Origin of the sequence: Nonomuraea mesophila, from assembly GCF_004352805.1 — a bacterium.
GTDB lineage: Bacteria > Actinomycetota > Actinomycetes > Streptosporangiales > Streptosporangiaceae > Nonomuraea > Nonomuraea longispora.
The window spans coordinates 1-21,637 of the sequence record NZ_SMLD01000058.1 but is presented as its reverse complement, the minus strand read 5'-3'; the positions used below and the strand labels follow the sequence as shown (position 1 = coordinate 21,637).

General features: G+C 68.3%; 22 protein-coding genes and 1 tRNA gene. 11 read left to right on the top strand and 12 right to left on the bottom strand.

Annotation, left to right across the window (positions count from 1 at the left end; translation table 11 throughout):
* Positions 1–22: 22 nt before the first annotated feature.
* From E1295_RS22280 to E1295_RS22270, 3 genes are all read left to right on the top strand, one after another.
* Positions 23–718 carry a class I SAM-dependent methyltransferase gene (locus tag E1295_RS22280; protein ID WP_132632251.1) on the top strand — a complete coding sequence of 232 codons (696 nt, stop codon included), beginning with the start codon at positions 23–25 and terminating at the stop codon, positions 716–718.
* 35 nt (positions 719–753) lie between these two features.
* Entirely contained in the window at positions 754–1,170 is a 417-nt protein-coding gene (locus E1295_RS22275) for a hypothetical protein (protein ID WP_132632250.1), read from the top strand.
* Between the two features lie 84 nt (positions 1,171–1,254).
* Positions 1,255–1,980: a hypothetical protein gene (locus E1295_RS22270; RefSeq protein ID WP_132632249.1), complete on the top strand. Its 726-nt coding sequence runs from the start codon at positions 1,255–1,257 to the stop codon at positions 1,978–1,980.
* A gap of 308 nt (positions 1,981–2,288) precedes the next feature.
* On the opposite strand, the gene E1295_RS22265 is transcribed toward E1295_RS22270, so the two are convergent.
* Positions 2,289–2,744: a GbsR/MarR family transcriptional regulator gene (locus tag E1295_RS22265; protein ID WP_132632248.1), complete on the bottom strand. Its 456-nt coding sequence runs from the start codon at positions 2,742–2,744 to the stop codon at positions 2,289–2,291.
* Positions 2,745–2,905: 161 nt separating this feature from the next.
* On the opposite strand from E1295_RS22265, the gene E1295_RS22260 reads away from it, so the two are divergent.
* Both E1295_RS22260 and E1295_RS22255 read left to right on the top strand, forming a co-directional pair.
* A complete protein-coding gene (locus E1295_RS22260) occupies positions 2,906–4,084 on the top strand; it encodes a sensor histidine kinase (RefSeq protein ID WP_220448840.1) in 1,179 nt (392 codons plus the stop codon).
* Positions 4,081–4,731 (top strand): response regulator, encoded by a 651-nt coding sequence (locus E1295_RS22255; protein WP_132632246.1) that lies wholly within the window; start codon positions 4,081–4,083, stop codon positions 4,729–4,731. Before E1295_RS22260 ends, E1295_RS22255 begins: the two co-directional genes overlap by 4 nt.
* 363 nt (positions 4,732–5,094) lie before the next feature.
* On the opposite strand, the gene E1295_RS22250 is transcribed toward E1295_RS22255, so the two are convergent.
* The 6 genes from E1295_RS22250 to E1295_RS22225 all read right to left on the bottom strand — a co-directional run bounded on the left by E1295_RS22250 (position 5,095) and on the right by E1295_RS22225 (position 10,168).
* The gene (locus tag E1295_RS22250) at positions 5,095–5,733 is read right to left on the bottom strand and encodes a winged helix-turn-helix transcriptional regulator (RefSeq protein ID WP_132632245.1); all 639 of its coding nucleotides are present in this window, start codon (positions 5,731–5,733) and stop codon (positions 5,095–5,097) included.
* 45 nt (positions 5,734–5,778) lie between these two features.
* Complete coding sequence (locus E1295_RS22245) at positions 5,779–6,984, bottom strand: TolB-like translocation protein (protein WP_132632244.1); 1,206 nt, start codon at positions 6,982–6,984, stop codon at positions 5,779–5,781.
* A complete protein-coding gene (locus E1295_RS22240; protein ID WP_132632243.1) occupies positions 6,981–7,553 on the bottom strand; it encodes a SigE family RNA polymerase sigma factor in 573 nt (190 codons plus the stop codon). The genes E1295_RS22245 and E1295_RS22240 overlap by 4 nt, the downstream gene beginning before the upstream one ends.
* Before the next feature lie 330 nt (positions 7,554–7,883).
* Positions 7,884–9,014, bottom strand: a complete 1,131-nt coding sequence (locus E1295_RS22235; protein ID WP_132632242.1) for a Dyp-type peroxidase — start codon at positions 9,012–9,014, stop codon at positions 7,884–7,886.
* Positions 9,011–9,544, bottom strand: a complete 534-nt coding sequence (locus E1295_RS22230; RefSeq protein WP_132632241.1) for a copper chaperone PCu(A)C — start codon at positions 9,542–9,544, stop codon at positions 9,011–9,013. Before E1295_RS22230 ends, E1295_RS22235 begins: the two co-directional genes overlap by 4 nt.
* A gap of 87 nt (positions 9,545–9,631) precedes the next feature.
* A complete protein-coding gene (locus tag E1295_RS22225; protein ID WP_132632240.1) occupies positions 9,632–10,168 on the bottom strand; it encodes an MFS transporter in 537 nt (178 codons plus the stop codon).
* Positions 10,169–10,245: 77 nt separating this feature from the next.
* Here E1295_RS22225 and E1295_RS22220 point away from each other — a divergent pair, with 77 nt between their 5' ends.
* Both E1295_RS22220 and E1295_RS22215 read left to right on the top strand, forming a co-directional pair.
* The gene (locus tag E1295_RS22220; protein WP_132632239.1) at positions 10,246–10,959 is read left to right on the top strand and encodes a hypothetical protein; all 714 of its coding nucleotides are present in this window, start codon (positions 10,246–10,248) and stop codon (positions 10,957–10,959) included.
* Between the two features lie 103 nt (positions 10,960–11,062).
* Complete coding sequence (locus tag E1295_RS22215) at positions 11,063–11,581, top strand: universal stress protein (RefSeq protein ID WP_166427361.1); 519 nt, start codon at positions 11,063–11,065, stop codon at positions 11,579–11,581.
* On the opposite strand, the gene E1295_RS49685 is transcribed toward E1295_RS22215, so the two are convergent.
* Both E1295_RS49685 and E1295_RS22205 read right to left on the bottom strand, forming a co-directional pair.
* On the bottom strand, positions 11,537–11,770 hold the full coding sequence (locus tag E1295_RS49685) for a hypothetical protein (protein ID WP_181958025.1): 234 nt from the start codon (positions 11,768–11,770) through the stop codon (positions 11,537–11,539). The genes E1295_RS22215 and E1295_RS49685 overlap by 45 nt on opposite strands.
* 264 nt (positions 11,771–12,034) lie before the next feature.
* The gene (locus E1295_RS22205; RefSeq protein WP_132632237.1) at positions 12,035–12,247 is read right to left on the bottom strand and encodes a heavy-metal-associated domain-containing protein; all 213 of its coding nucleotides are present in this window, start codon (positions 12,245–12,247) and stop codon (positions 12,035–12,037) included.
* 629 nt (positions 12,248–12,876) lie between these two features.
* On the opposite strand from E1295_RS22205, the gene E1295_RS50240 reads away from it, so the two are divergent.
* The 4 genes from E1295_RS50240 (at position 12,877) to E1295_RS22185 (ending at position 16,010) form a co-directional block, all read left to right on the top strand.
* Entirely contained in the window at positions 12,877–12,996 is a 120-nt protein-coding gene (locus E1295_RS50240) for a DLW-39 family protein (protein ID WP_020542320.1), read from the top strand.
* A gap of 42 nt (positions 12,997–13,038) precedes the next feature.
* Positions 13,039–13,740: an HAD-IA family hydrolase gene (locus E1295_RS22195; RefSeq protein ID WP_246080214.1), complete on the top strand. Its 702-nt coding sequence runs from the start codon at positions 13,039–13,041 to the stop codon at positions 13,738–13,740.
* Positions 13,741–13,755: 15 nt separating this feature from the next.
* Positions 13,756–13,828, top strand: a tRNA-Ala gene (locus E1295_RS22190).
* Positions 13,829–14,219: 391 nt separating this feature from the next.
* Positions 14,220–16,010, top strand: coding sequence for an ATP-binding protein (locus E1295_RS22185; protein WP_246080212.1), 1,791 nt, complete (start codon positions 14,220–14,222; stop codon positions 16,008–16,010).
* Positions 16,011–16,248: 238 nt separating this feature from the next.
* On the opposite strand, the gene E1295_RS22180 is transcribed toward E1295_RS22185, so the two are convergent.
* The 3 genes from E1295_RS22180 to ltrA all read right to left on the bottom strand — a co-directional run bounded on the left by E1295_RS22180 (position 16,249) and on the right by ltrA (position 21,133).
* The gene (locus E1295_RS22180) at positions 16,249–18,210 is read right to left on the bottom strand and encodes a WD40 repeat domain-containing protein (RefSeq protein WP_166427360.1); all 1,962 of its coding nucleotides are present in this window, start codon (positions 18,208–18,210) and stop codon (positions 16,249–16,251) included.
* 358 nt (positions 18,211–18,568) lie between these two features.
* Positions 18,569–19,513 (bottom strand): ADP-ribosylglycohydrolase family protein, encoded by a 945-nt coding sequence (locus E1295_RS22175; RefSeq protein ID WP_132632233.1) that lies wholly within the window; start codon positions 19,511–19,513, stop codon positions 18,569–18,571.
* 198 nt (positions 19,514–19,711) lie between these two features.
* Positions 19,712–21,133, bottom strand: a complete 1,422-nt coding sequence (ltrA, locus tag E1295_RS22170) for a group II intron reverse transcriptase/maturase (protein ID WP_132632232.1) — start codon at positions 21,131–21,133, stop codon at positions 19,712–19,714.
* Positions 21,134–21,637: the final 504 nt, after the last annotated feature.

Below are 21,637 nucleotides of genomic sequence, written 5' to 3'. Positions count from 1 at the left end.
GAAAGGTCCGGTGACGTCCCCGATGTCCAGAATCCCCGAGCTGCTGCATCGCACCCTTTTCCGCACCGTCTCCCTCCTCGGCCCGCGGGCTCAGGGGAAGGTGCTGCACCGGTACTTCGACTGGTGGCACCGCCGGCCCGACCCGTGGTCGCTGGCCACGGACGCGTACGAGCGCCGCAAGTACCGGACGACGCTCGACGCGCTGCCGGAGGGGGCGTACGCGCGCATCCTGGAGGTGGGGTGCGCGGAGGGTGTCTTCACGCAGACGCTGGCCGAGCTCTGGCCGGACGCCGTGATCACGGGGCTGGACGTGTCGGAGCGGGCGCTGGCGCGGGCCAGGGAGCGCGGGGGCGGCGACGGCGGGCGGGTGCGGTTCGTCCACGCCGACCTGCTCGGCCACGAGGAGCGGGACCCGTACGATCTGGTGTTCTGCGCGGAGACCCTCTACTACGTCGGCCGCGGCGACAGGTTGCGCAGGGCGTCGGAGCGGCTGCGCGCGTTGCTGGCGCCCGGGGGCGTGCTGGTGCTCGTGCATCCGTGGCCGGAGGCGGAGCGGCTGCACGGGTTCGTCGACGGGGACCCCACGGTCACGAAGGTGGCCGAGCGGGTGGAACGGGACGCTTCACGTCCTTACGCCATCTCGGTCTACCGGGCGGGTTCTTCGCGGCCGACTGAGGTCGTACGTCCTGCTATAGACGGAGATATCACCTCTAAGTAGTCGGTTGATGACATAGGGCGCTGTAGCGTTCACGTGTGGTCTCCGGCTCACGCACGACGATCGAGCGGCCCGGACGGAAGCGGTGGTCGACCCTTCTGGCCGGGGCCGTGCTCTGCGTGGGCGTGTGGCCCGCTTCGTCGCAGCCGGCGCACGCCGCGTCGCTCGTCCCCTGGGAATCCGTGCACGTCGATCGCGTGCACCTCGACCGGCACGTCGACCGCCGTGACGGGCGGGACGGCTCGTGCCCGCGGCGGCGTTCGGCGTTCCGGCGGCATGCGGGCAAGCCCGCCGGTGGCCGGTGCGCCGGCGGCGGGGTTCTGGCGCCTCTCCCCTTCCCCGGTCGCGACCACGGGCCCGCGCGCCACCGGTTCAGGCCGCTGAGGCCGAGGCTCGTCACGCGCTGGCGTACGGACGTGGACCGGCTCCCCCACCGGGGCGCCGGACGCATCTAGGCCGGCGGCGCGCACCCCGCCGGATGGTTCGAAGATTCTTCATGCGAGCTGGATCGCTCCATCGGGGCAGGTAGCGTGCCGGCCGTGAAGGTCCATCAATCTCTTGTGAAGCCGCTGCTCGTCGCGGGAACGGCGACGGTCACGGTGGTGGCCGGCCTGGCCGGGCCGGTCCAGGCCGGGGAGAACTACGGGCAGTACTCCCAGTTCGCCAAGCGCAGCGCTGGGAACCACTGGTCGGGCGGTCAGGCCGCCGGTCAGTGGACGTGGAAACCGCTGGGTCCTGGGACGTCCGAGATCAGCTGGGGCGACCCGAAGAAGTGGCCGCCGAGCTACGCGGAGAAGTTCGTCCATGTCGGGAACTGGCTGATGCTGGACGGCTGGCGGGACAACGGCACGTACTACACGGTCAGGGTGACGAAGGAGCAGATCGGCGACGCCAAGTGCAAGAATCTGCGTACTTTCGCCACCTCCGGCCGGCAGCACTACGTGAAGTGGGACATCCCCTCCACCGGCTACTGCCTGAAGGCCTGGGGCACGATCACCGAGAAGTCCTCGGGCAAGGTCGTCGACTTCGGGCACACGCAGATCTGGTCGCCGCCCGCGCCCTGCTCGAACAAGTACCTCGGGACCAAGACCTGCATCAAGCAGTGGGAGTCCTGGTGGGACAACAACGGCAAGCCGGGCAAGCCGATCACCAGGAAGCTGGATCGTGACCAGTACATCGCCCGCGGACTCGGCATGGCGTTCAAGATCCAGCAGTACTACCCGAAGAACTGGAAGTCGGAGGCGCGCAACTACTGGAAATGGTGACCGCCGTTGACAGGTTGTCCACAGGCTGTGCACACACCCGCGCGGTGTGGACGGAGCTCCTGTCAGCCCATTCCAGCGAGGCGATATCAGGTTGTTATACGCCCGACCCAGAGGGTGACGAATCCTTGCATTGAGTGATAATGCCAGGTCGTACGGCATGTCGGGCGGGTCGTCGGACCCGTTTCCGGCGACGTGACAGGCGGAGGTCGTGGTAGGCCGCTGCCACCGGCAGGTCCGGTCAAGGATTCCGAGGTGGCAGCGTTATCCACAGGAGCGACTGGTTATCCACAGCCTTGGGATGGAGCTCTTCACTCGGTCCCCGCCTCCACCTGGTGGAGCGCCTCGGCGATGGATCTCCGGGCGGCGCGGATGCGCGCCGTCCGCGCCAGGTCGCGCCAGCCGAGCCGCATGCCCTCCGCGGCCAGTTCGTCGAAAGCGGCGAACATCGCCAGCTTCTGCTGGACGATCTTGCCCCAGGCGTCGTCCTCGATCGTGTAGAAGACGTTGCGCCCTCCGGCCTTGCGGAACCGGCGGATGAGCCTGTGGGACGTCAGCAGGTGCAGGTTGGTCGTCAGCGACGCCCGGCTCGCCCCGATGGCCCCGGCGATGTCGGACGCGGTCTGCTCCGGCGGCTCGCACACCATGAGCCAGCCCAGGATGCGGCCGCTGATGGGCGCGAGCCCCCACTCCTCGGAGACGAACGCCGCCACCCGCTCGACCCAGGCGAGGACCCGCTCACGTCCGGGGCCGTCCTGCTCGGTCATGCCACCATTGTAACGTTAAGCAGTCATATCGGTACTTTCCGCTGTCGACCTGCAGTGTCGTCAGGGTGTGCGGACGGACTGAAGTGCTCCTACTTTCGTCAGGGGCGCTTGTGGCGAACGGACCGCGTTCACGGGCACCACCAGGCCATACGCTCGAAGACGTGGGTGGTACGTCGTTCGAACGCCGCGTGCTCGGCGAGGTGGTCCGCGTCGTCGATCGCGCGGCTCCATGGGTCGTCGGCCTGGCCGTGGCCGTGCTGTCGATCGTCCTGCCGTCCCCGGGCCGGGCGTTGGAAGAGGTCGCGGATCCGGGGCGGATCCTGTTCTCCGTCGCCTGCGGCGCGGCGGCGTGGGCCGGACGCCGGTGGCGGTGGCCGCTGGTCGTGCTGGGCGCGGTGGCATGCGTGCACTACGCGCAGTGGCACGTCCTCACCGTGGCGACGTACTACGTGGTGACGGCGGCGCCGCGGCGGCGGCTCGTCCCGCTCTACGTCGTGGCCGCGACCGCCCTTGTCGCGGGGCGAGCCGTCCTGGCGCCGCCTGATGACGGCTGGTCGCTGGAGGGGGTGGGGGGCGATCTCGTCTGGGCGGTCGTGCTGCCCCTGGTGGTGGGCCTGTGGGTGGGCGCACGAAGGCAGGTGCTGGCAGGGCTGCGCGAACGCGCCGAGCGGCTGGAACGCGAGCAGGAGGCGCGGGCCGAACAGGCGAGGGCGCAGGAGCGCACGCGGATCGCGCGGGAGATGCACGACGTGGTCGCCCACCGGGTGTCGCTGATCGTTCTGCACGCCGGCGCACTCGAGGTCAGCGCCCCCGACGAGCGTACGGCCGCCGAGATCGCCGGCATCAGGGCCGCCGGGAGGGACGCGCTGGCGAGCCTGCGCGAGACCCTCGGAGTGCTCCGCACCCAGAAGTCCCCCGACGGCCTCGCCCCGCCGCCCTCGCTCGCCGACCTCGACAGGTTGCTCGGCCAGTCGAGGTCCGCGGGCCTGCGCGTACGACGCCGGGACGAGGGCGACCCCAAGCCGGTGCCGGAGGCCGCGCAGCGCGCCGCCTACCGCGTGGTTCAGGAGGCGCTGACCAACATCCACAAGCATGTGGGCGAGTGCAATGTCGACGTCGTCCTTCGCTATGGCCCTGGCGAGCTGGAGGTGACCGTGCACAACGCCCCGCCCGCCGGCGCGCGCCCCGCCGAGCCTCCGCCCGGAAGCGGCCTCGGGCTGCTCGGCCTGCGCGAGCGGGTCTCCCTGCTCGGCGGCCGGCTCCGTACGAGCTCAAGTCAGGAGGGCGGCTTCACCGTCACCGCCCGGATTCCCGCCGAGCACGTCGGGGAGCCGGCATGATCAGGGTCCTGGTCGTCGACGACGAGCTCATGGTGCGGTCCTGGCTGCGGATGATCCTGGAGTCGGCCGGCGACATCTCCGTCGTGGCCGAGGCGGGCGACGGGGACGAGGCGGTGGCCGCGGCCGCCCGGTGCCGTCCCGGCGTCGTGCTCATGGACGTGCGGATGCCCGGCACCGACGGCCTGGCCGCCGCCGCCCGCATGGCGGACCTGCCCGACCCGCCGAAGGTCGTCATGCTCACCACGTTCGACCTCGACGAGTACGTGCACGAGGCGCTGCGCGCCGGCGCCGTGGGCTTCCTGCTGAAGGACACACCTCCCCGCGATCTCGCAGCCGCCGTCCGCGCCGTCGCCGAAGGGAACGCCATGCTCGCGCCCACCGTGACCAGGCGGCTCATCAGCGCGTTCACCGAACAGCGCCGACCCTCCAGGAGCGATGACGCCCGGCGGCTCCTCGGCCGGCTGACCGACCGCGAGCACGAAGTCGTCCTCGCGGTCGCCCGCGGCCTGTCGAACCGGCAGATCGGGCGCGAGCTGTCCATGACCGAGACGACCGTCAAGGCACACGTCAGCCGCGCCCTGGCCAAACTCCGCCTCACGAACCGGGTGCAGGCAGCGATCCTGGTCCATGACGCCGGTCTCCTGTGACCCGTCACGCCACCAGGCCGTGTTTCTCACAAGGCATTGAGCGATCTTTCGAAACACGCTCCTAGCTTGATCTTCAACCTGCCGGTCTCGGTCGGGCAGCGAGGGTCTCCCGTTAGATGGTTTGCCGACGTCGTGGTGGCCGTCCGGGGCCGGGTTCACCGGGTTTCGGTGCACTGGCCGGCCAGGTGGTCATCGCACGGATGTTCCGGCTCGGAATCAAGAGCGGGACGGGTCGTGAGGAAGGGCCCAACGTCGCGCCTTGCGCCGGATTTGCGGATCCGGAGATTGCCGCGTTGCTCGCCTGGCTGGTGGGTCTCTGCGGGCGCACGGTCGGGTGCTGCGCAGTCGTCGCTTGGGCTTCGATCACAGGTGGTGGGCAATGGTGGCCGGTTCGGGCGGGGGAAACAGGTTGAAGAAGCGCTCCGCCGTGGCTTCGGCGCCGGTGAGTGTCAGGTCTCCGGCAGTGAGCGCCTCGGCGAGCTGACGATCGTTGCGGAGCAGCGCGGCCAGGGTGTCTGGGGCGGTTTCGATGGTCAGATCGGGTTGTTTCGTGCCGCCGCGGGTGAGCTCGATCGTTGCGTTGGCGATCTTGATACGGAACTGATCCTCGCCGAGCCGCAGGTCGAGGGTCAGGTCGAGTTCCTGTGCGGCATGAGGGTCGAACAGCGCCTTGAGAGAGAGGATGAGGGAGTCGACGCTGATAGCGGCGTCGCGGCGCATCGACGGAGAGCGACTGCTCCAACGGCCGAGTCGGGTGATGGTCGGCTCGAGTTCCGCGCCCCATTCGGTCAGCTCGTAAATCCAGGAGCCCGCGGGCGGGGCGAGCTTGCGGCGCTGCAGGACCCCGACTTCCTGGAGTTCGCGCAGGCGCTGGGTCAGGACATCGGCACTGATGCCGGGCAAACCTGTCCGCAGGTCGGTGAAGCGCTTGGGGCCGAGCAGTAGCTCGCGTACGACCAGGAGCGCCCAGCGTTCCCCGATCAGCTCCAGCCCGTGCGCCACCGCGCACCCGTCGCCCGACCAAGACCCGAAGGTTGAAGATCAAGCCTAGGTGATCCGGGTGAGATCGATGATCACGTAGTCGTCGCCCAGGGGGTAGGCGACCAGATTGTTTCTGTAGATGCCCGGCTCCACCGTAGGGTAGCTCTTTCCGTCGGGGGTTTCGCGCAGGCCCAGGTCCCCGGACTTGCCTGTGGCCAGGTCCAGCAGCAACTGCCGTCGTGCGCGTTGGTCCCGAGTCCGCACGGTCATGAAGCGGTCGTAGGCGACGCCGGTCGCGGCCGACTGCTGGAGCTGCCGTTCGTGTGAGCCGTCGCGCAGGCGGTAGAAGGGCTGGTGATCCGCGGCAATGCCCACGCACGTCGTCACACCGCAGCGGACGTCCTGGTCTCCGGGACGTACCAGCGCCTTGCTCGTCTCTCCGGTTTCGACGTTGCGGATCTCCTCGAAACTGGGCTCGTTGTTCGGCGTGTACCGGCCGGGGGTCCCCACCCACGGCCAGCGCAGGATGTGGTGGCGTTCGGCGTCGGCGACCGGGGTCACGGCGCCGCCCGTCAGCGGGAGCGTGAAGACGCCGCCTTCCATGACGGAGAAGGCCAGCCTGTCGCCGACGACCACCGTGGTGTCGCCACGTCCCTCGACCGGGGCGTCCGTGGGGATGGGCTCAGGCTCCCCACCCGCGATGGGCACCGACCAGAACGTGGTCCGGATGCCGGTGATGGTCTGCCAGACGATGCGGTCCTGGCCCGCTGCGTAGTTGGAGGCGTACACGCCCTCCGGGGTGCGGATGTCCGCGATCTTCCGATGCCTGCCGGTGGTGAGGTCGTAGGCGTAGATCGCGTCCGCCTTCTCGAAGCTCTCCCAGGTTTCGAGGAGGACGGTGTGGTCGTCGATGAAGACGCGGGGCTGGTACTTCTTGACGCCGGGCAGCTTCGCCGGGATCTTCCATACGGCCTGCGGCCACACCTGGTCGATAGGTCTGGGATCGGCGGCGCGGGTCGTCGCGGCGGACGCCGACGGCGTGGCGACCGGGTTCAGCACCACCGGGGCGTTGTCGCCCTGCCCCCGCACCGCCCATCCGACGCCGCCCGCCACCACGACGACGGCGAGGGCCGCAGCCACGGCATGGCGACGTTCCCGGCGACGGCGCGACCGGCCGACGATCTGCGCCGGGAATCCAGCCGGCGCCTGCGGCGCACCCTCGGCCCCGCACATGATGACCCGGTGGAGATCGTCTTCCAGATCCTTCGTCATGGGAGGTTCCTCTCAGCAGATGTGGTGTGGGCCTGCGCCCTCGTCATGCGGTCGTGGCCGGCGGGTGTGGAAGGGGCCTTCGCGGGCGGCGCGCGGCGCGCGGCCATCTCCGAACGCAGCCTCGCCAGTCCGAGCGAGGCATGGCTGCGAACGGTCCCCTGAGAGATCTTGAGCAGGTCAGCGATCTCGGCGTCGGCCAGTTGCTCGTAGAAGCGGAGCACGAGAACGGCGCGCTGCTTGCGCGGCAGCCCGGCCAAGGCGTGCCAGAGATCCTGGTCGCCGTCGGAGGGCAGCGTGTCGTGGAGCGGGACCTCCGGTAAGGCCCACGACACGTGCTCGCGCCGCCTCAGCCGCCACCGGCTGATGTGCAACCTGGCCATGATCACCTTGGCGTAGCGCTCCGGGTCCTCCTTGCTGCGCACCCGCGCCCATGCGCGGTGCAGCCTGATCAGGACCTCCTGCGTCAGGTCCGCCGCGTCGTGGGGGTTGCCGCTGAGCGCGTAGCCGTAACGCATGAGCACGTTGGCCCGCTCGGCGACGAACTCCGTGAAACGGGAGTCGTCTTCCACCTGTCGTCTCCACCCTCTCCCTGGTCTGTCATCTCACAGACGGGGATGGGGCGCGTTTTGTTGAAGAACCTCCGCAACTCCGAGCAAACCGCGATTCCGGCCGGGATCCTGGCGGCGTTGCAGGTGTTTGCGGACACTGCGGGGAAGATCGGCTGAACGGTGAGCGCCGCGCCCACTGCGCATCGGTGAGGTCGAACCGCCGCGTCACCGCCAAGGTGGCCACGAGGTCTCCGGTTACAGGTTCTTCATGGTCGAGGAACCTGTTACCGGAGGCCTCTTCGCTCGTCCGGCACCGACAGGCCGTCCATCAACACTGTCGAGACAGGCCCTCTAGCCCAGCAGCCCCTCCCCGATCCAGCCGCCGGGCGCGCAGCCCGGCGGGATGGCGAAGACGGCCGAGCCGATCGCGGTGACCCACTCGTTGAGCAGGTCACCCTCGGCCAGCCGCCGCTGGACCGGCACGAACTGCCGCTCGATGTCCGCCTGGAACGAGGCGAACAGCAGCCCGGAGTCCGACTCGCCGTCCTCGGTCAGACCCTCGTCGTAGTTGTACGGCCGCCGCAGGATGCGCTGCGCCGGATCCGCCACGTGGGCCCGCCTGATGTGGGCGTACTCGGAGATGACCGGGAACCCCAGGTTGTTCTTCCGTTCGAAATCGGGCTCGTCGCGTTCGGCCCGGCCCGTCAGCGGAGCGCCGGTGTCGAGCCGCCGGCCGATGGTGAACTCCCTGGCCACGCGGTCGGCGGCGTCCCACGTCTCCAGGTGCATGCGGATCCTGCGCAACACCATGGTGGTGCCGCCGCGCATCCCGTCCGCGTCCAGGCCGAGCCAGACGGCCCGGTCCAGGTCGGCCGGGTTCACGGTGCCGTCTACCTGGCCCATCAGGTTGCGCTGCGTCGTCCCCTTGGCCCCGCCGCGGAAACCGCGCTGGGTCCAGCGCACGCGGGCGAACGACCGCGCGTCCTTGACGAGCATCCGTACGGCGTGCGCGACGGTCAGGCCGTCGTCGGCGCACACCTGGACGAGCAGGTCACCGCCGCTCCACCGTTCAGCCAGCTTGTCCGTCTCGAACGCGGGCAGCGGGCGCACCGGCGAATCCACCTTCGCCGCCTTGAACAACCCCTCACCGAACCCGAACGTGACCGTCAGCCCGGCCGGGTTCGCGGCCAGCTCCGGCTCGGTGTCGGCCAGGGCCGGCCGGCCCTGCGTGAGGCGGGCGGCGTCGTCGGTGAGCAGTTGCATCAGCCGTACGACGGCCTCCCCGCCGATGCTCTCGCGCAGGTCGAACCCGACGAACACGGCGTGCACCTGCGGTGGCGTCGCGACGCCGGCCTGGTGGGTGCCGTGGAAGGGCTCCACCCTCGCGCGCTCGGCATGGGTGGGCGGCGAGGTCTCGTGGCGGGTGAAGGCGCCGGCCGCGGTGGCGGCTCCCCCGGCCAGCAGCCCTCTGCGGCTGATCATTCGTGCCCCGGCTGGTAGTCCTCCTTGCCGCCGGCGAAGTCCTTGCCGACGGCGCTGAACTCGAGCGGCTGCCCGCCCTCCACCTGGAGCGTGAACGCCACCTTGGCCCCGGGCTTCACCTCTTCGGTGACGCCCATCAGCATGATGTGGTCGCCGCCGGGCTGGAGTTGGTGCGTGCCGTGCGCGGGCACCACGAACCCGCCTTCCTTCGGCCGCATGACCATCTTGCCGCCGGATTCGACGACCTCGTGCAGCTCGATGGTGGGCGAGAGCGGCGACGTGCCGGACACGATGGTGACGTCGGTGTCGCCGTTGTTGACCAGCGTCCCGAAGGCCGCGGTCATCCCCTTCTTGACGGTCTTCACCCAGGGGTCGGTGATGGTGAGCCCAGCGGCGGCGGCCGGTGAGGACGGCGCCGCTGCGGCGGTCGTGGCAGCGGGGGCGGCCGCGGTGGTCGAGCCGCCGCCGCAGCCGGCCAGCGCCACCACGGCGGCGGCGAGCACGAGGGCATGACGAGAGAACATGGGCATGGCCTTTCTCCGCCCGGCATGCCGAAGCAGGCCCTGCCGGGCGTCGGATCGTCTGTTGGAAGAAACCGTTCCGCCGTGACCTGGAGGTCAGGCGGTGACGACCCGCGGTGGGCCCCTCCTGCTGACCACGTGGCGCAGCAGGGCCGGACGGAGCACGCGCGGCTCCGCCGTCCACAGGGGTGTGGAGAAAGGAGTCGTGAGCAGCGGCAGCCAGATGACCAGCAGCCGTACGACCAGGCGCCGCAGCAGCGACCAGAGCGCGGCCTCGCCGCGCGCCAGCCACAGCGCGGTCATGGCGACCGCCCAGGCGTGGGCGACGAGCATGCCGAGGCCGGGCACCAGCGGCGCATGGACGTGGCCGGCCATCACGTGCGGCGTGGCCGGGTGCGACAACGAGAACAGCACGTGCAGGACGATCTGCAGCGCGGTGAGCAGCGACAGGATCATCGTGAAGGAGCGTTCGCGCCCCGCCAGCGCGTACGCCGCCGCGAACGCCACCGCCAGCCCGCCCGCCATCGCGGGGGCCGGCACGGACGCGCCGCCGAGCACGTGGGCCGCCGCACCGAGGCCCAGGCAGACCACGGCGAACACCGTGGTGCGGGCGAGGCGGAGCGGCGCGGCCATACGCTTAGTTTTCCACGGGGTACGGCCGGTCCGCGCGGCACTCCTCGATCCTCCTACACACCGGCATAATCCACCTGATGCCGAAATTTCATGACCTGTCGGAATATGCGGCGACGATCGCCCCGGTCATCGACGCGGCCCACGTCAATCTGCACGCGGCGGCACACCGATCGGTCACCGACCTGGCCGAGTCGTCGAACGTGACCGCCGGCCTGCTCGTCGACCTGCGCTTCGCCCTCCCCCTGCGCCCGCTCACCCGGCCCCGGCTGGCCACGATCTACCGCTACGGCGACGCCGCCCTCCGCGAACTCGACGAGCACCTGCGCGAAGGCACCATGGCCGATGACCCCGGCGGCCTGCTCCGGCCGACGGACGCCGGACTCTCGTTCATCCACAGGGTGTACGACCTGCACGCCGCCGCGGCCGGTCGCGTCTGGGCCGGGCACGACCTGGCCGCCCTGGCACACCTGGCGGGACGGGTGCTCGACGCGGCCGAACGCGAGCCGGGCGGCGCACTGGAGGCGGTCGCGCCGCCGTACGAGCCGGAGGGGACCGCGCCGGGAGTGCTGCTGTTCAACCGCATCGCCGCGCTGCGCCACCACCGCGCCGACGCGCACGCCGCGGCCTGGCAGGCCGAGCACCTGACCGCCGCCGAGATCGTCGACCTGACTGACGGGCCGCTGCGCGCCAGGATCGAGGCGGGCACCAACGTACGGGCGGCGCAGCCGTACCGGATCCTGTCGAAGGACGAACGGGACATCCTGTACGGCGGCCTGCTCAAGCTGGTCTGATAGACGTCTGCATTTCCACGTGACGACGCCAAGCCTGCAAAATGCCACCTCCCGGTAACTGACGGGTAGGCGCATTATGGTCGTACTCTTGACAGGAGGCACCGTGGAACAGGAACTGCCCGCCGGTGCGAGGCTGATCGTCGGAGTCGACGAGTCGCCGTCATCGCGCTGGGCGCTCGCCTGGGCCATCGGCGCGGCCAGGCTGCACCGGATGGCCCTGGTCGCCGTGCACGTCAGCCGAGCGCCCGTGCATCCGTTCCCTGAGGCGCTGCCCGTGCAGCACGCCATCAGGGCGGGCGAGGAAGCGCGCTGCTCAGAGGTGATCACCGGCGTGTTCGACGACGTCGCGGGCGGAGTGCCCGAAGATCTCACGACGGCGGTGATCAGCCGGGTCGGCGACCCGGGCTACCACCTCGTGGATCTGGCCCGCGAAGGCGACCTGCTGGTGCTGGGGCGGGGGAGACGCGGCCTGTTCAGCCGCATCTTCATGCCCTCCACCAGCATGTACTGCGCCCGACACGCCCGCACCACCGTCGTGATCGTGCGACAGCCGACCTCGCCCGACGACCCCGAGATGTCAGGGGATCGGGCCCGTGGATTCTGGAGCCGCCGACATCCGTGACCGCAGCAGACGCAGCCCCTCGGGGATGGCGTCCTTCGCGATCGCGCCGTAGCCCAGCACCAGTCCCCGCTGCGCCGGCTCCTCCGCGCAGTACGACTCCAGCCGCTCCACCGCCACCTGAGGCGCGGGTCGTACGGACACGCCGGGCGCCAGGCGGGCGCACAGGTGCAGCCCCGCCGTGGACGGCACCGGCAGCAGGCGCTCGTCGGCCGCCAGCGCCTCGGCGACCAGAGCGTGGCGCGCGGCGTACTCGCATGTGGCCTTCCTGATGTGCCTGGCCAGCAGGCCCTCGTCGATGAAGCGGGCCAGCGACGCCTGCGTCGGCTCCAGTCCGCGTGAGCGAGCGTGTGGGGGCCGAACGGGCGTACGGGGGCGTTCTGGGGGACGGCGCGGCCGTACGGGGGTTGATCGGGCGTACGGGCGGGGGCGATTGAGGGCTGCGCGGGGGCGCCGTCATGCCTGCCCGGTCACCTCGTAACCGGCCTCCTTCACGGCCGCGGCGATCAGGGCCGCGTCGACGGGTGCGTCGCTGCTGACCGTCAGCAAGCCACCGGCCAAGTCGACCTCAACGGACGTCACCCCCGAAACCTCGCCGACCTCCTCCTTGACGGAACTGACGCAGTGGCCGCAGGTCATGCCGGTGACGGTGTAGGTGGCAGTGGTCATGTCGATCTCCTCAGTCTGTGTACGGACACTTCGGTCACGATACCCCCTACCCGTATATCTATAGGACCTGGGAAGGCCATGTTCGTCCTGAGCCAAACAGGCGAACAGCCGTACGGCGCGAACACCCGAACGAACGCAAACAGCCGAACAGCCGAACAGCCGAACAGCCGAACAGCCGAACGACGCAAGCCGAACAGTCATCAACCGATCAGTCGTACGGCGCGGGCCTGGCTCCGAAAGCGCACCCGGAGCGGGCCTCCTCACCTCCCAGACGGCTGGCAACCTCGCTCACCTCGGGTTACGCTCCTTCAGGGCACCGCGTTCACCAGGATGAGGCTCACCGGCCTCCTCCGTGAGCACGAGCCGCCGCCCGGCACGGACGCTTCGCGCATCCACGCCGGATATTTGGCATGATCGAGCTGTTGCCCATGAGGGCTGCTGATAGATGGTTGTCAGAAGTTCGTCCGAGATGGGGGCAATATCCGGGCCCCGGCTGGGGTTGAACACTCGTCCATCGCACATTCCGCACATCCGCAACACAGGGAGCGCAGCCATCCCTTGCTAGGCTGCTTGCCAACCGTTGGGTCTCACCCCGGCAGGTGAGACCGTCGAAGAAGTGGGGTCACACCGTGAAGAAGCTGCTCGTTCTGGCGCTGATCGCCCTTGGGGGGTTGCTGATCTGGCGTAAGGTGCAGGCCGACCGCGCAGAGCTTGATCTCTGGACCGAGGCGACCGGCAGCGAGAACTAACCGACCGGCGAGGCGATGAGTGACATCGTCCCCATCAAGCTGGTGTGCCTGGACCTGGCAGGCACCACAGTCGGTGACATCGCCATGGTCGAGCGCGCCTTTGCCGAGGCGATCGCGACCCAGGGCATAGTGCCCGGGACCGGGGCTTACGCACGTGCCATGGTTCACGTGCACCGGTCCCGGGGATGTCCCACGATCGATGTCTTCCGCGGGATCTTCCCCGGCAACGAAGCCCAGGCCCAGGCGGCCAACCTGACGTTCGAACGCTCCTATGAGGGCACGTTGGAGCGGGCAGGTCTGACGGCCGTGCCCGCAGTCATGGAAGTCCTCGACAAACTCCGCGGCAACGGCATCAAACTGGCCCTGATCACCGGCTTCAGCCGCGTCACGCTGAGCCGCGTCCTCAGCATGCTCGACTGGGACGACAAGATCGACCTGGCCATCTCCCCAGAAGACGCCGGCGGTCGCGGCCGCCCCTGGCCCGACATGGTGCTGCACGCGGTCCTCCGCACGGGGGTGGCGGACGTACGGCATGTGGCGGTGATCGGCGACTCGGAGAACGACATGCTGTGCGGCACACGAGCCGGGGCCTCGATCGTGGCGGGCCTCCTCACAGGCGTCCACAGCCGGGAACGCCTCCTGAAGGGCGGCGCCACCCACCTCCTCGACTCGATCGCAGACTTTCCGAGCTTGGTCTTGAGCGATGACCTCGGTACGACGCAGATAGCGTCGTCGGCCCGGTAAGCTATCTTCGTCGAAGGGGCCTTAGCTCAGTTGGCAGAGCGCCTGCTTTGCAAGCAGGAAGTCAGGAGTTCGAATCTCCTAGGCTCCACTCCAGGTAGAAGGCCCACTTCCCATGATCGGGAGGTGGCCTTTTCCATGGTGTACAGCTACAGCGTCGACTGAACTTCACACGCTCGCCTGCGGGATCAGGAAGCCGAACCGCTGTCTGATGGCGTGGCGGCTCTGCTCCTCGCCATAGGCGAAGTAGAGGTCATGGGTACGTCCCGGCACTAGCCGGCAGCGGGCCTCAGGCCACCCACCCGTGCCCGCCTGTTGGACGGGAGCGCGCCCCAATGATCCGCGCTTCGCTCGGGTACAGCCTATGCAGCTATATCCCGGTGCCTCCGGTGGACAAGAGCCGAGAAAGGCCTCTCTTCAGGTGTCCAGCTTGGTGATTCCTGTTACTTAGCCGAGACATGCTAACTAGCATGCTAACTAGCATGCCGTCCGCGCTGCTCAGGGAGTACAAGGTGCTCGACGAAGAGCTCTCCGAGATCGTCGCCAACCTCCGCGTCCTCGGCGGGGACATCTCCGACGTGGAAGTGAAGCAGTCCCAGCGCGAGCTGCCGAAGACGATCCGGGAGACGCTCTCTGCCTTCGCCAACACTCACGGTGGTGTGCTCATCCTCGGTCTGAGCGAGAGCACGACATTCTCAGCAACGGGTGTACGTGATGCTTCTAAGCTCTCCAACGACCTGGCCTCGCTCTGCTCCACTGACATGGAACCCGCTCTGCGGCCGTTGATCCGCGTCCACGACTTCGAAGGTGTGAAGATCATCGTGGCTGAAGTCCCCGAACTGGATCCGGCCCAGCGACCGTGTTTCTACAAAGGTGCCGGGATGACCAAGGGCAGCTTCGTACGCGTAGGCGATGGGGATCGGCGGCTGTCGAGCTACGAGGTGCAGATCATGCTGTCCTCACGCGGGCAGCCTCGTGAGGATGAGCAGGCCATTTCAGGGACCGGCCTCCAGCTTCTTGATCCGATCGCCCTGGAGTCGTTCATCGCGAGACTTCGTACCAACAGGCCCCATGCCTTTGCAGATCTAGACCGTGACCACCTGCTGAGACGAGCCAGGATTCTGGTAGCTGGACACGACGGCACGGAAAACCTCTCCCTGGCAGCCCTGCTCGCGCTCGGGTCCTACCCGCAGGAGTATTTCCCCCAACTGATGATCAGCTTCGTGCATTACCCCTCGGTCACCGGCCAACCATCAGCGACTGGCACTCGCTTTCTGGACAATCTCACTGTCGAAGGACCCATCCCCATCATGGTCCGCGACGCGCTGGCTGTAATCCGGCGCAATATGTCCAGGAGAGCGGTCATCGGAGGAGCCGGCCGAGAGGACGTCTGGGAGTACCCGGAGACCGCACTTCGGGAAGCCGTGGTGAATGCGCTCGTACACCGGGATCTGTCCAGCGCCGCCCGGGGTACTCAGATCCAGATTGAGATGTACCCGGACAGGCTGACAATTCGAAGCCCTGGCGGATTGTTCGGCCCGGTGACCATCGACAACCTCACCGACGAAGGGATCTCGTCCGCACGCAACGCGACCCTGATGAGGATGCTTGAGGACGTTCCTCTTCCGGGTGAGACCCGGACGGTATGTGAGAACCGGGGCTCTGGAATCCGCGCCATGGTCTCCGCCCTCCGGGCGGCCGGGATGAGTCCACCGCAGTTCGATGACCGTGTGTCCTCCTTCACCGTCACCATCCCCAACCACGCTTTGCTGAACGAGGAAGTCGTGCGGTGGATCGAAAGTTTGGGCGAAGAAGGTTTCTCTGGCAGTCAGTGCATCGCGCTGGCGATGCTCCGAAATCGAGAAATCCTGGACAACCGCTCCTACCGGAGCGCGACCGGTGTGGACTCGCGTGTGGCTACGGCCGAACTGGGGGATCTGGTGGCACGTGAACTGGTGACTCAGACCGGGAGCAGGCGATGGGCGCAGTACGAGTTGTCCCAACGGGGGCATCGCCCTCCCTCAGGGGAAGCACCTGCGTCGACACGGAGCGATCGACGCCCTCAACTACTGGACGCGCTTGGTGACGAAACCCTCTCGCGAGCCGAGCTGGCCCGGAGTACCGGCCTGACCGATCAGACTGTACGGCGCTGGCTTTCGATCATGCGTGATGAAGGCACGGTGGAATTGATCGGAAGCTCACCGAGAAGCTCGACCGCCCGGTACCGCCGGACACGACAGGGCTCCCTTTTCTCACCGGCTGAGCCGGGGTAACGGCTGTACAGCAACGCCGCCTCACGCGATCACACTCTACCGATCTTCATCTGCCACCTGACCAGGCTTTGAGTTTTCCACGTCATGACCGGTTACCGTCTGCAAGCAGGAAGTCAGAAGTTCGAATCTCCTAGGCTCCACCAGGGAAAGCACCCCGCCACTGATCTTGTGACGGGGTGTTCGGGCCATTAGCCATCCTGGCCCATCTCCCGCCTAGTCCCCCTGATCCCTCAGATGGTCAGCTTGATCGGGTTGCTGTGAGTACAGCGATGTCACGGTCGAAGCAGACGATGATGTGGCCTTGCGGGGTGGCGGCGACGGCGTTGATCCCGTAGGGGAATTCGATGTCAGGGATGATCTTGTCGAAGGTGGTGAGGCTCCATACCGCTACCGTGCTGTAGCTGGCGGCAACCGCGATGGGGTGGCCGTCGACCGTGGTGGCGGCGAGTGCGCCCACGGTTCGCATGGGAAGTTCGCCGATCTGCTGAGCGGTGGCGACGTCCCATACCTCCGTCGGATCGCGCCAGTCGACGTTCGCGGTGATGGCGATGGGTTGTCCGTCCGCGATGGTGGCGGCCACGAGGCGTACCGGTCTGCCGTTGCGTCCGGTGGTCCGGACTCCGGTGTCGCGGTTGGTGGTGAGGTCACGGACCCGGAAGCCGCCGCCCCACCGCCCGAGTACGGCGACGGGCTGGTCGTCGAGCGTGGTGGTGGCGAGGTCGTGTACCCAGCGATGGTCGCTTTTGCGCGGGTTGCCGGTCTCTTCGCCGGTACGGAGATCCCATACCCGGATGGTCTTGTCGTCGCCGGCGGTGATGGCCCGGGGCGGATCGCCCGTGTTGTCGGCCGCGACCGCGGTTATCGGGCGGCGGTGGGCGGTCAACGGTGCCCGGGCCGCTTTCCCCAGGGTGAGGTCCCAGAGGTGGACGTCGCTGTCCTTGCCTCCGGTGATCGCCACGGCGTAACCGTCCACGTGGGTCGCGGTCACGGCGGTGACGGCGCCGGTGTGGCCCGTGAGCGGCCCGCACACCTCGTCGCCGGTGTCCAGATCCCACACTCGTACGGTTTCGTCATCGCCGCCGGTGACCACCACCGGCCGGCCGGCCACCGAAGCGGTGGCCACCGCCCTGATCGCGGCGTCGTGGCGAACCGGCTTGCCGGCCGGTCCGCCGACGACCAGATCGGACACCCGGACCGACCCTCTTTGGCAACTCGACACCACCACCTGTCGGCCGTCCACCACAGCCGTCGCCACCGCTGCCACCGATTGGGGATGCTGAGGGAACAACTCACCGACCAGTTCGGCCGTTTCCAGGTCCCACACCTGGATGGTCTCGTCGTGGCAGGTGATCGCCACCACCCGGCCGTCCACTGCCGTGGTCGTCACGGCCTCCAGGTTCGCAGATCGGGAGAGGTCGCCGACCGGCAGTCCGGTGGCCAGGTCCGACACGCTGGTGGTCGACTGGTATCCACCGGAGACGACCACCAACTGGCCGGTTGCCAACTCGGCGACCGCAAGCTCGTCCACGTTTCCCGTGTGGGTGAACGGGCTGCCCACCGGATCACCGGTATCCAGGTCCCAAACCCGGACCGTTCGGTCGCCGCCTGTGACAGCCACCCAGCGGCCGTCCAGCACCGCGGTCGCCACCGCGTACACCGGGTAGGTGTGGCCGCGGATCGGTGCCATCACCTCCTGCCGCGTTTCCAGATCCCACACCCGTACCGTCGTGTCGTAGCAACCGGTGACCACCACCGGGCGGCCCTGGCGTTCCCCGATCGCGAGGGCCTCCACACTGTCAGCCCGAAGGCGGTATGGCCCACCGACCGGCCTGCCGGACGCGAGGTCCCACACCCGTATGGTGTGGTCGTCACTACCGCTGACCACGACAGGGCGACCGTCCAGAACGGACATCGCCAGCGCCCGCACCGCGTTCGTGTGACCGGCCCATGGGACGCCGACCGGCTCGCCGGTTAACAGATCCCACACCCGTACGGTGTAATCGCCGCCTCCGGTGACCGCTACCGCGTGGCCGTCCAAGACCGTGGTCGTCACCGACGCCACCCAATCGGTGTGGCCGTCGGTGGTGCCCAACGGCGGGCATGACATCACGCCCTTCGGCAGCAGGCTGGTCCAAGTCTGCTGCACACGCCAGGCAGCAGGACCAACAACCGAGACCCCAAGGCGGGATAACAGCGACATGCCGCGCATAGTAGCTTGCTGGCCTGACACCGGGACGCGTCTCCGAGAAACCCGGGGCAGTCATCTTCCTGGGTGACGATGCGTGGCCAAAGCTGGCGGAGCGGGTCGAAGAGCGAGCGACATAGGACTCGCAGCAGGCGAGTGTCTCGTGCTGGACACCATGCGTGTGGCTCCGTGCGAAGAGGCACGTCGAGACGCGACCGTGCGGGCCATTAGCGGGCCATCAAGGGCGGTCAACAGGGGATACTCAAGGTCACTCGCGGAATGCCTCCCGCCCAGGTGGCGGCTGTGGGGCCAGGGCAATTGGCTTGCCTGCCAAGCGGGCAGTCGTCGCACTCTGGTGGGCCCGGCTCAGCCGTCAGTTTGTGCTCGGACGCTCTGTGAGGTCACGAGCTAGGTCGAGCAGGTGAGGCAGGCGTAGGATTCGGCCGCCGCTTCCGGGTAGCGGAATGTGCAGGGGGTCGGTCCAGCGGGTGGGAATTGCTGTCGGTCCGTATACGGCTCCCGCCAGGCCGCCGGTGACAGCGGCGACGGTGTCGGTGTCGCCACCCAGGTCGAGGGCGACGCGGACGGCGTCCTCGTAGCTGCGGGTGGTACGCAGGGCCCAGACGGCTGAGCCGAGACAGGGCCAGACGGAGCCGTTGAACTCGGTGGCGTGGTCGGGATGCCAGTCGGTCGCGAGGACGGTGGCGTAGCGCTGACGATGGTCGGGGTGGACGGCTGCGAGGGTCTGGGAGAGCTGGTCCACGGGGTCCGCGCCGTTCAGGGCGGTACGCATCAGGTCGTGGAAGATCGCGGTGCCTTCCCATGCCGCCGGGTCGCCGTGGGTGAGGGCGGCGATGTGTCGGGCGGCGTCCATGGTGGCCTGTCGGCCGTCGCGGGCGAAGTACACCGCCGACGGGGTGGCCCGCATGAGTGCGCCGTTTCCCGCGGCTCGGTGGCTGCTTCGGTAGTGGGCGGTGGCGGCCTGGTCCCAGGGCAGGCCGCGGGTCAGTACGTCCTCGGTCTGTAGTCCGATGTCTTTGGGATCATCGGCTGCCCACCGTTGGAAGCGGGTGAAGATGTCCGGCAGGTTCAGGCCGCCATGCTCCAGCAGTGACTCGGCGATGTGAACGGCCATCTGCGTATCGTCGGTGGCCTCACCGGCGTCCCAGCCGCCGCCTCCGCTCATCTCGCCGCCGGCACTCGGTAGCGGAAAGCGGGCGGAAAACGCTCCCGGTGGGCCGAACTCGAATGGCGCGCCCAGCGCGTCGCCCACAGCCGAGCCCACGATCGCGCCAACGGCACGCTGCGTGAGGTTCACTCCGGCAGGCTACCGAGTGATCGACGGAGAGGGCGGGGCGGGTCAAGACGGGTCAGGGCGCCGGGCAGAGCGTTGCGGTGAGGTCGAGCCGAGGCGCGGTATCGATTTCGACCCGTCTCCTCGGCCCGCCTCCCGAACCGGACGTGCGACTTTCACCGCATCCGGCTCTCCACAGATCCCGTTGCGGGGGATGGTTCGTCATGCCGTGAGTGGCCAGGGCGAGGGAATGGCTGTTCCCCGGTAGCGGTATCGGGTGGTGCTGACCGTCGCCGGGTTGAACAGTGTCGCCTCGCTGGTGGTGGGCCACCAGCCTCCTCGGCAGTACTGGCGTCGGAGCTGTCTCCAGGTGGTGCGCCGGTGTTTGCGTCGCAGCCAGCCGAAGACCTGTCTCCAGAGTACGTGGCTGAGATAGCCGAACGTGGCGCTGGAGACGCCAGGCCGAAAGTAGGCCGTCCAGCCCCGGAGCATCTGATTGAGCCGACGCGCCAGGACTGGGAACGACATGTTCACGTCCTTCCAGCACCAGTTCTTCACCTTCGCCGTGATGGCGTGCAGCGCCTTCTTCGACGGGTAGGTGTAGACGTAGTGCCGGTCTTTGGTTCCTCGCTTGCGGTGACGCTGGATGCGCCAGCCCAGGAAGTCGAGGCCCTGGTTGATGTGCACGACGCGGGTCTTGTCGGCTGCCAGCCGTAGTCCCAGCGGGGAGAGAACCTCCGCTACCTCCTCCAGCACGGCTTCGGCGTGCTCTTTGCGTCCGGAGACCACCACCACGAAGTCGTCCGCATACCGGATCAGCCGGTAGTTGGCCTGCCCGTGGTGACGACGCCGTCGCCTGCTGAAGTAGTCGCCGACCTGGGCGGCGAAATGCTCATCCAGGACCGATAGGGCCACGTTCGCCAGCAACGGTGACAAGATCCCGCCCTGCGGGGTGCCGGTGTCGGTGTTCCTGCGCACTTGATCCTCCCCGAGGATCCCGGCCTTGAGGAACGCCTTGATCAGCGTGAGCACCCGCTTATCGGAGATCCGCCCGCGTATCCGGTCCATCAGGGCCGGATGGGAGATCTCATCGAAGCAGGCCGCGATGTCGGGCTCCACCACCCACTCATAAGAGCGGCTGGTCAGATACTGAACCTCCGACACCGCGTCATGCGCGCGCCGGTTCGGGCGAAAGCCGTAGGAACACGGCTGGAAATCCGCCTCGAAGATCGGCTCCAACACCAGTTTCAAGGATGCCTGGACCACCCGGTCGGCCACGGTCGGGATCCCTAACCGGCGGCGCTTGGCCGTTCCCGGCTTGGGGATCATCCGCTCGCGCACCGGCAACGGGCGAAACACTCCGCCCTTCAGGCTGGTCCGCAGCCCGGCCAGGAACTCCTCCACGCCGATACGGGCCTGGATGGAGGGGACGGTCTTGCCGTCGGTCCCGGCCGTGCGTGCTCCCTTGTTGCCCCGCACCCGGTTCCAGCCCACCAGCAGGAAGGCCGGGTCACACACCAGGTTGAACAGGTCGTCGAACCGGCGGCCGACATCATCGGCCGCCCAACGGTGCAGTTTGGTCTGGATCTCCAGTACCCGGCGCTCAGCCCGCAGTAGGGCCGACTCCAGATCATCGATGTTCACCGACGCGCTCCCGGCATTCCAGCATCCTTCCCTGCGGATCTGCTGGTCTCCTTCGCCATGTGGGCGGCTTTCCCGCCCCCGGACTACTACGAGACCTCCGTCCCACTCCACGGCCGTCAGTCGGCGACGGACCTGCCCCCGCTCCGGTCTGGCAGACCGAAACCGGGAGCGACCGCGGGCGGTTCCCACGTTCACCATGTGACCGATCGACGAGGGAGGCGCCCAGCTCATGCCCCAACAGCATCGCCACGCCTACGCCGCAGACCTTCAACGTGGCCTCCCCACCGGCACTGTCGACCGGCTTCGGAGTTGACCACCTCGGGTGATGACCCGAGGCGGTCACGCGCTGCAGACCGGCCCATATCCACCAGGTTGAAGCCGGCACTCCACTTACGGAGCTTTAGCACTGGTTTCTCGCGTGCACCTTCTCATCTCGCTAGAGGAGCCCAAACCATCTGGCAGTTCTGGCCCGTCTCCCCGTTGTCAGGGCTGCTTCCCACCCTC

Bases quoted from the DNA above. Each gene is read 5' to 3' on its own strand.
- E1295_RS22280 (WP_132632251.1), top strand. From the start codon at position 23: ATGTCCAGAATCCCCGAGCTGCTGCATCGCACCCTTTTCCGCACCGTC.
- E1295_RS22265 (WP_132632248.1), bottom strand. From the start codon at position 2,744: ATGACCGAGCAGGACGGCCCCGGACGTGAGCGGGTCCTCGCCTGGGTC.
- E1295_RS22255 (WP_132632246.1), top strand. From the start codon at position 4,081: ATGATCAGGGTCCTGGTCGTCGACGACGAGCTCATGGTGCGGTCCTGG.
- E1295_RS22245 (WP_132632244.1), bottom strand. From the start codon at position 6,984: ATGACGAAGGATCTGGAAGACGATCTCCACCGGGTCATCATGTGCGGG.
- E1295_RS22235 (WP_132632242.1), bottom strand. From the start codon at position 9,014: ATGATCAGCCGCAGAGGGCTGCTGGCCGGGGGAGCCGCCACCGCGGCC.
- E1295_RS22230 (WP_132632241.1), bottom strand. From the start codon at position 9,544: ATGCCCATGTTCTCTCGTCATGCCCTCGTGCTCGCCGCCGCCGTGGTG.
- E1295_RS22225 (WP_132632240.1), bottom strand. From the start codon at position 10,168: ATGGCCGCGCCGCTCCGCCTCGCCCGCACCACGGTGTTCGCCGTGGTC.
- E1295_RS22220 (WP_132632239.1), top strand. From the start codon at position 10,246: ATGCCGAAATTTCATGACCTGTCGGAATATGCGGCGACGATCGCCCCG.
- E1295_RS22205 (WP_132632237.1), bottom strand. From the start codon at position 12,247: ATGACCACTGCCACCTACACCGTCACCGGCATGACCTGCGGCCACTGC.
- E1295_RS22185 (WP_246080212.1), top strand. From the start codon at position 14,220: ATGCCGTCCGCGCTGCTCAGGGAGTACAAGGTGCTCGACGAAGAGCTC.
- E1295_RS22180 (WP_166427360.1), bottom strand. From the start codon at position 18,210: ATGTCGCTGTTATCCCGCCTTGGGGTCTCGGTTGTTGGTCCTGCTGCC.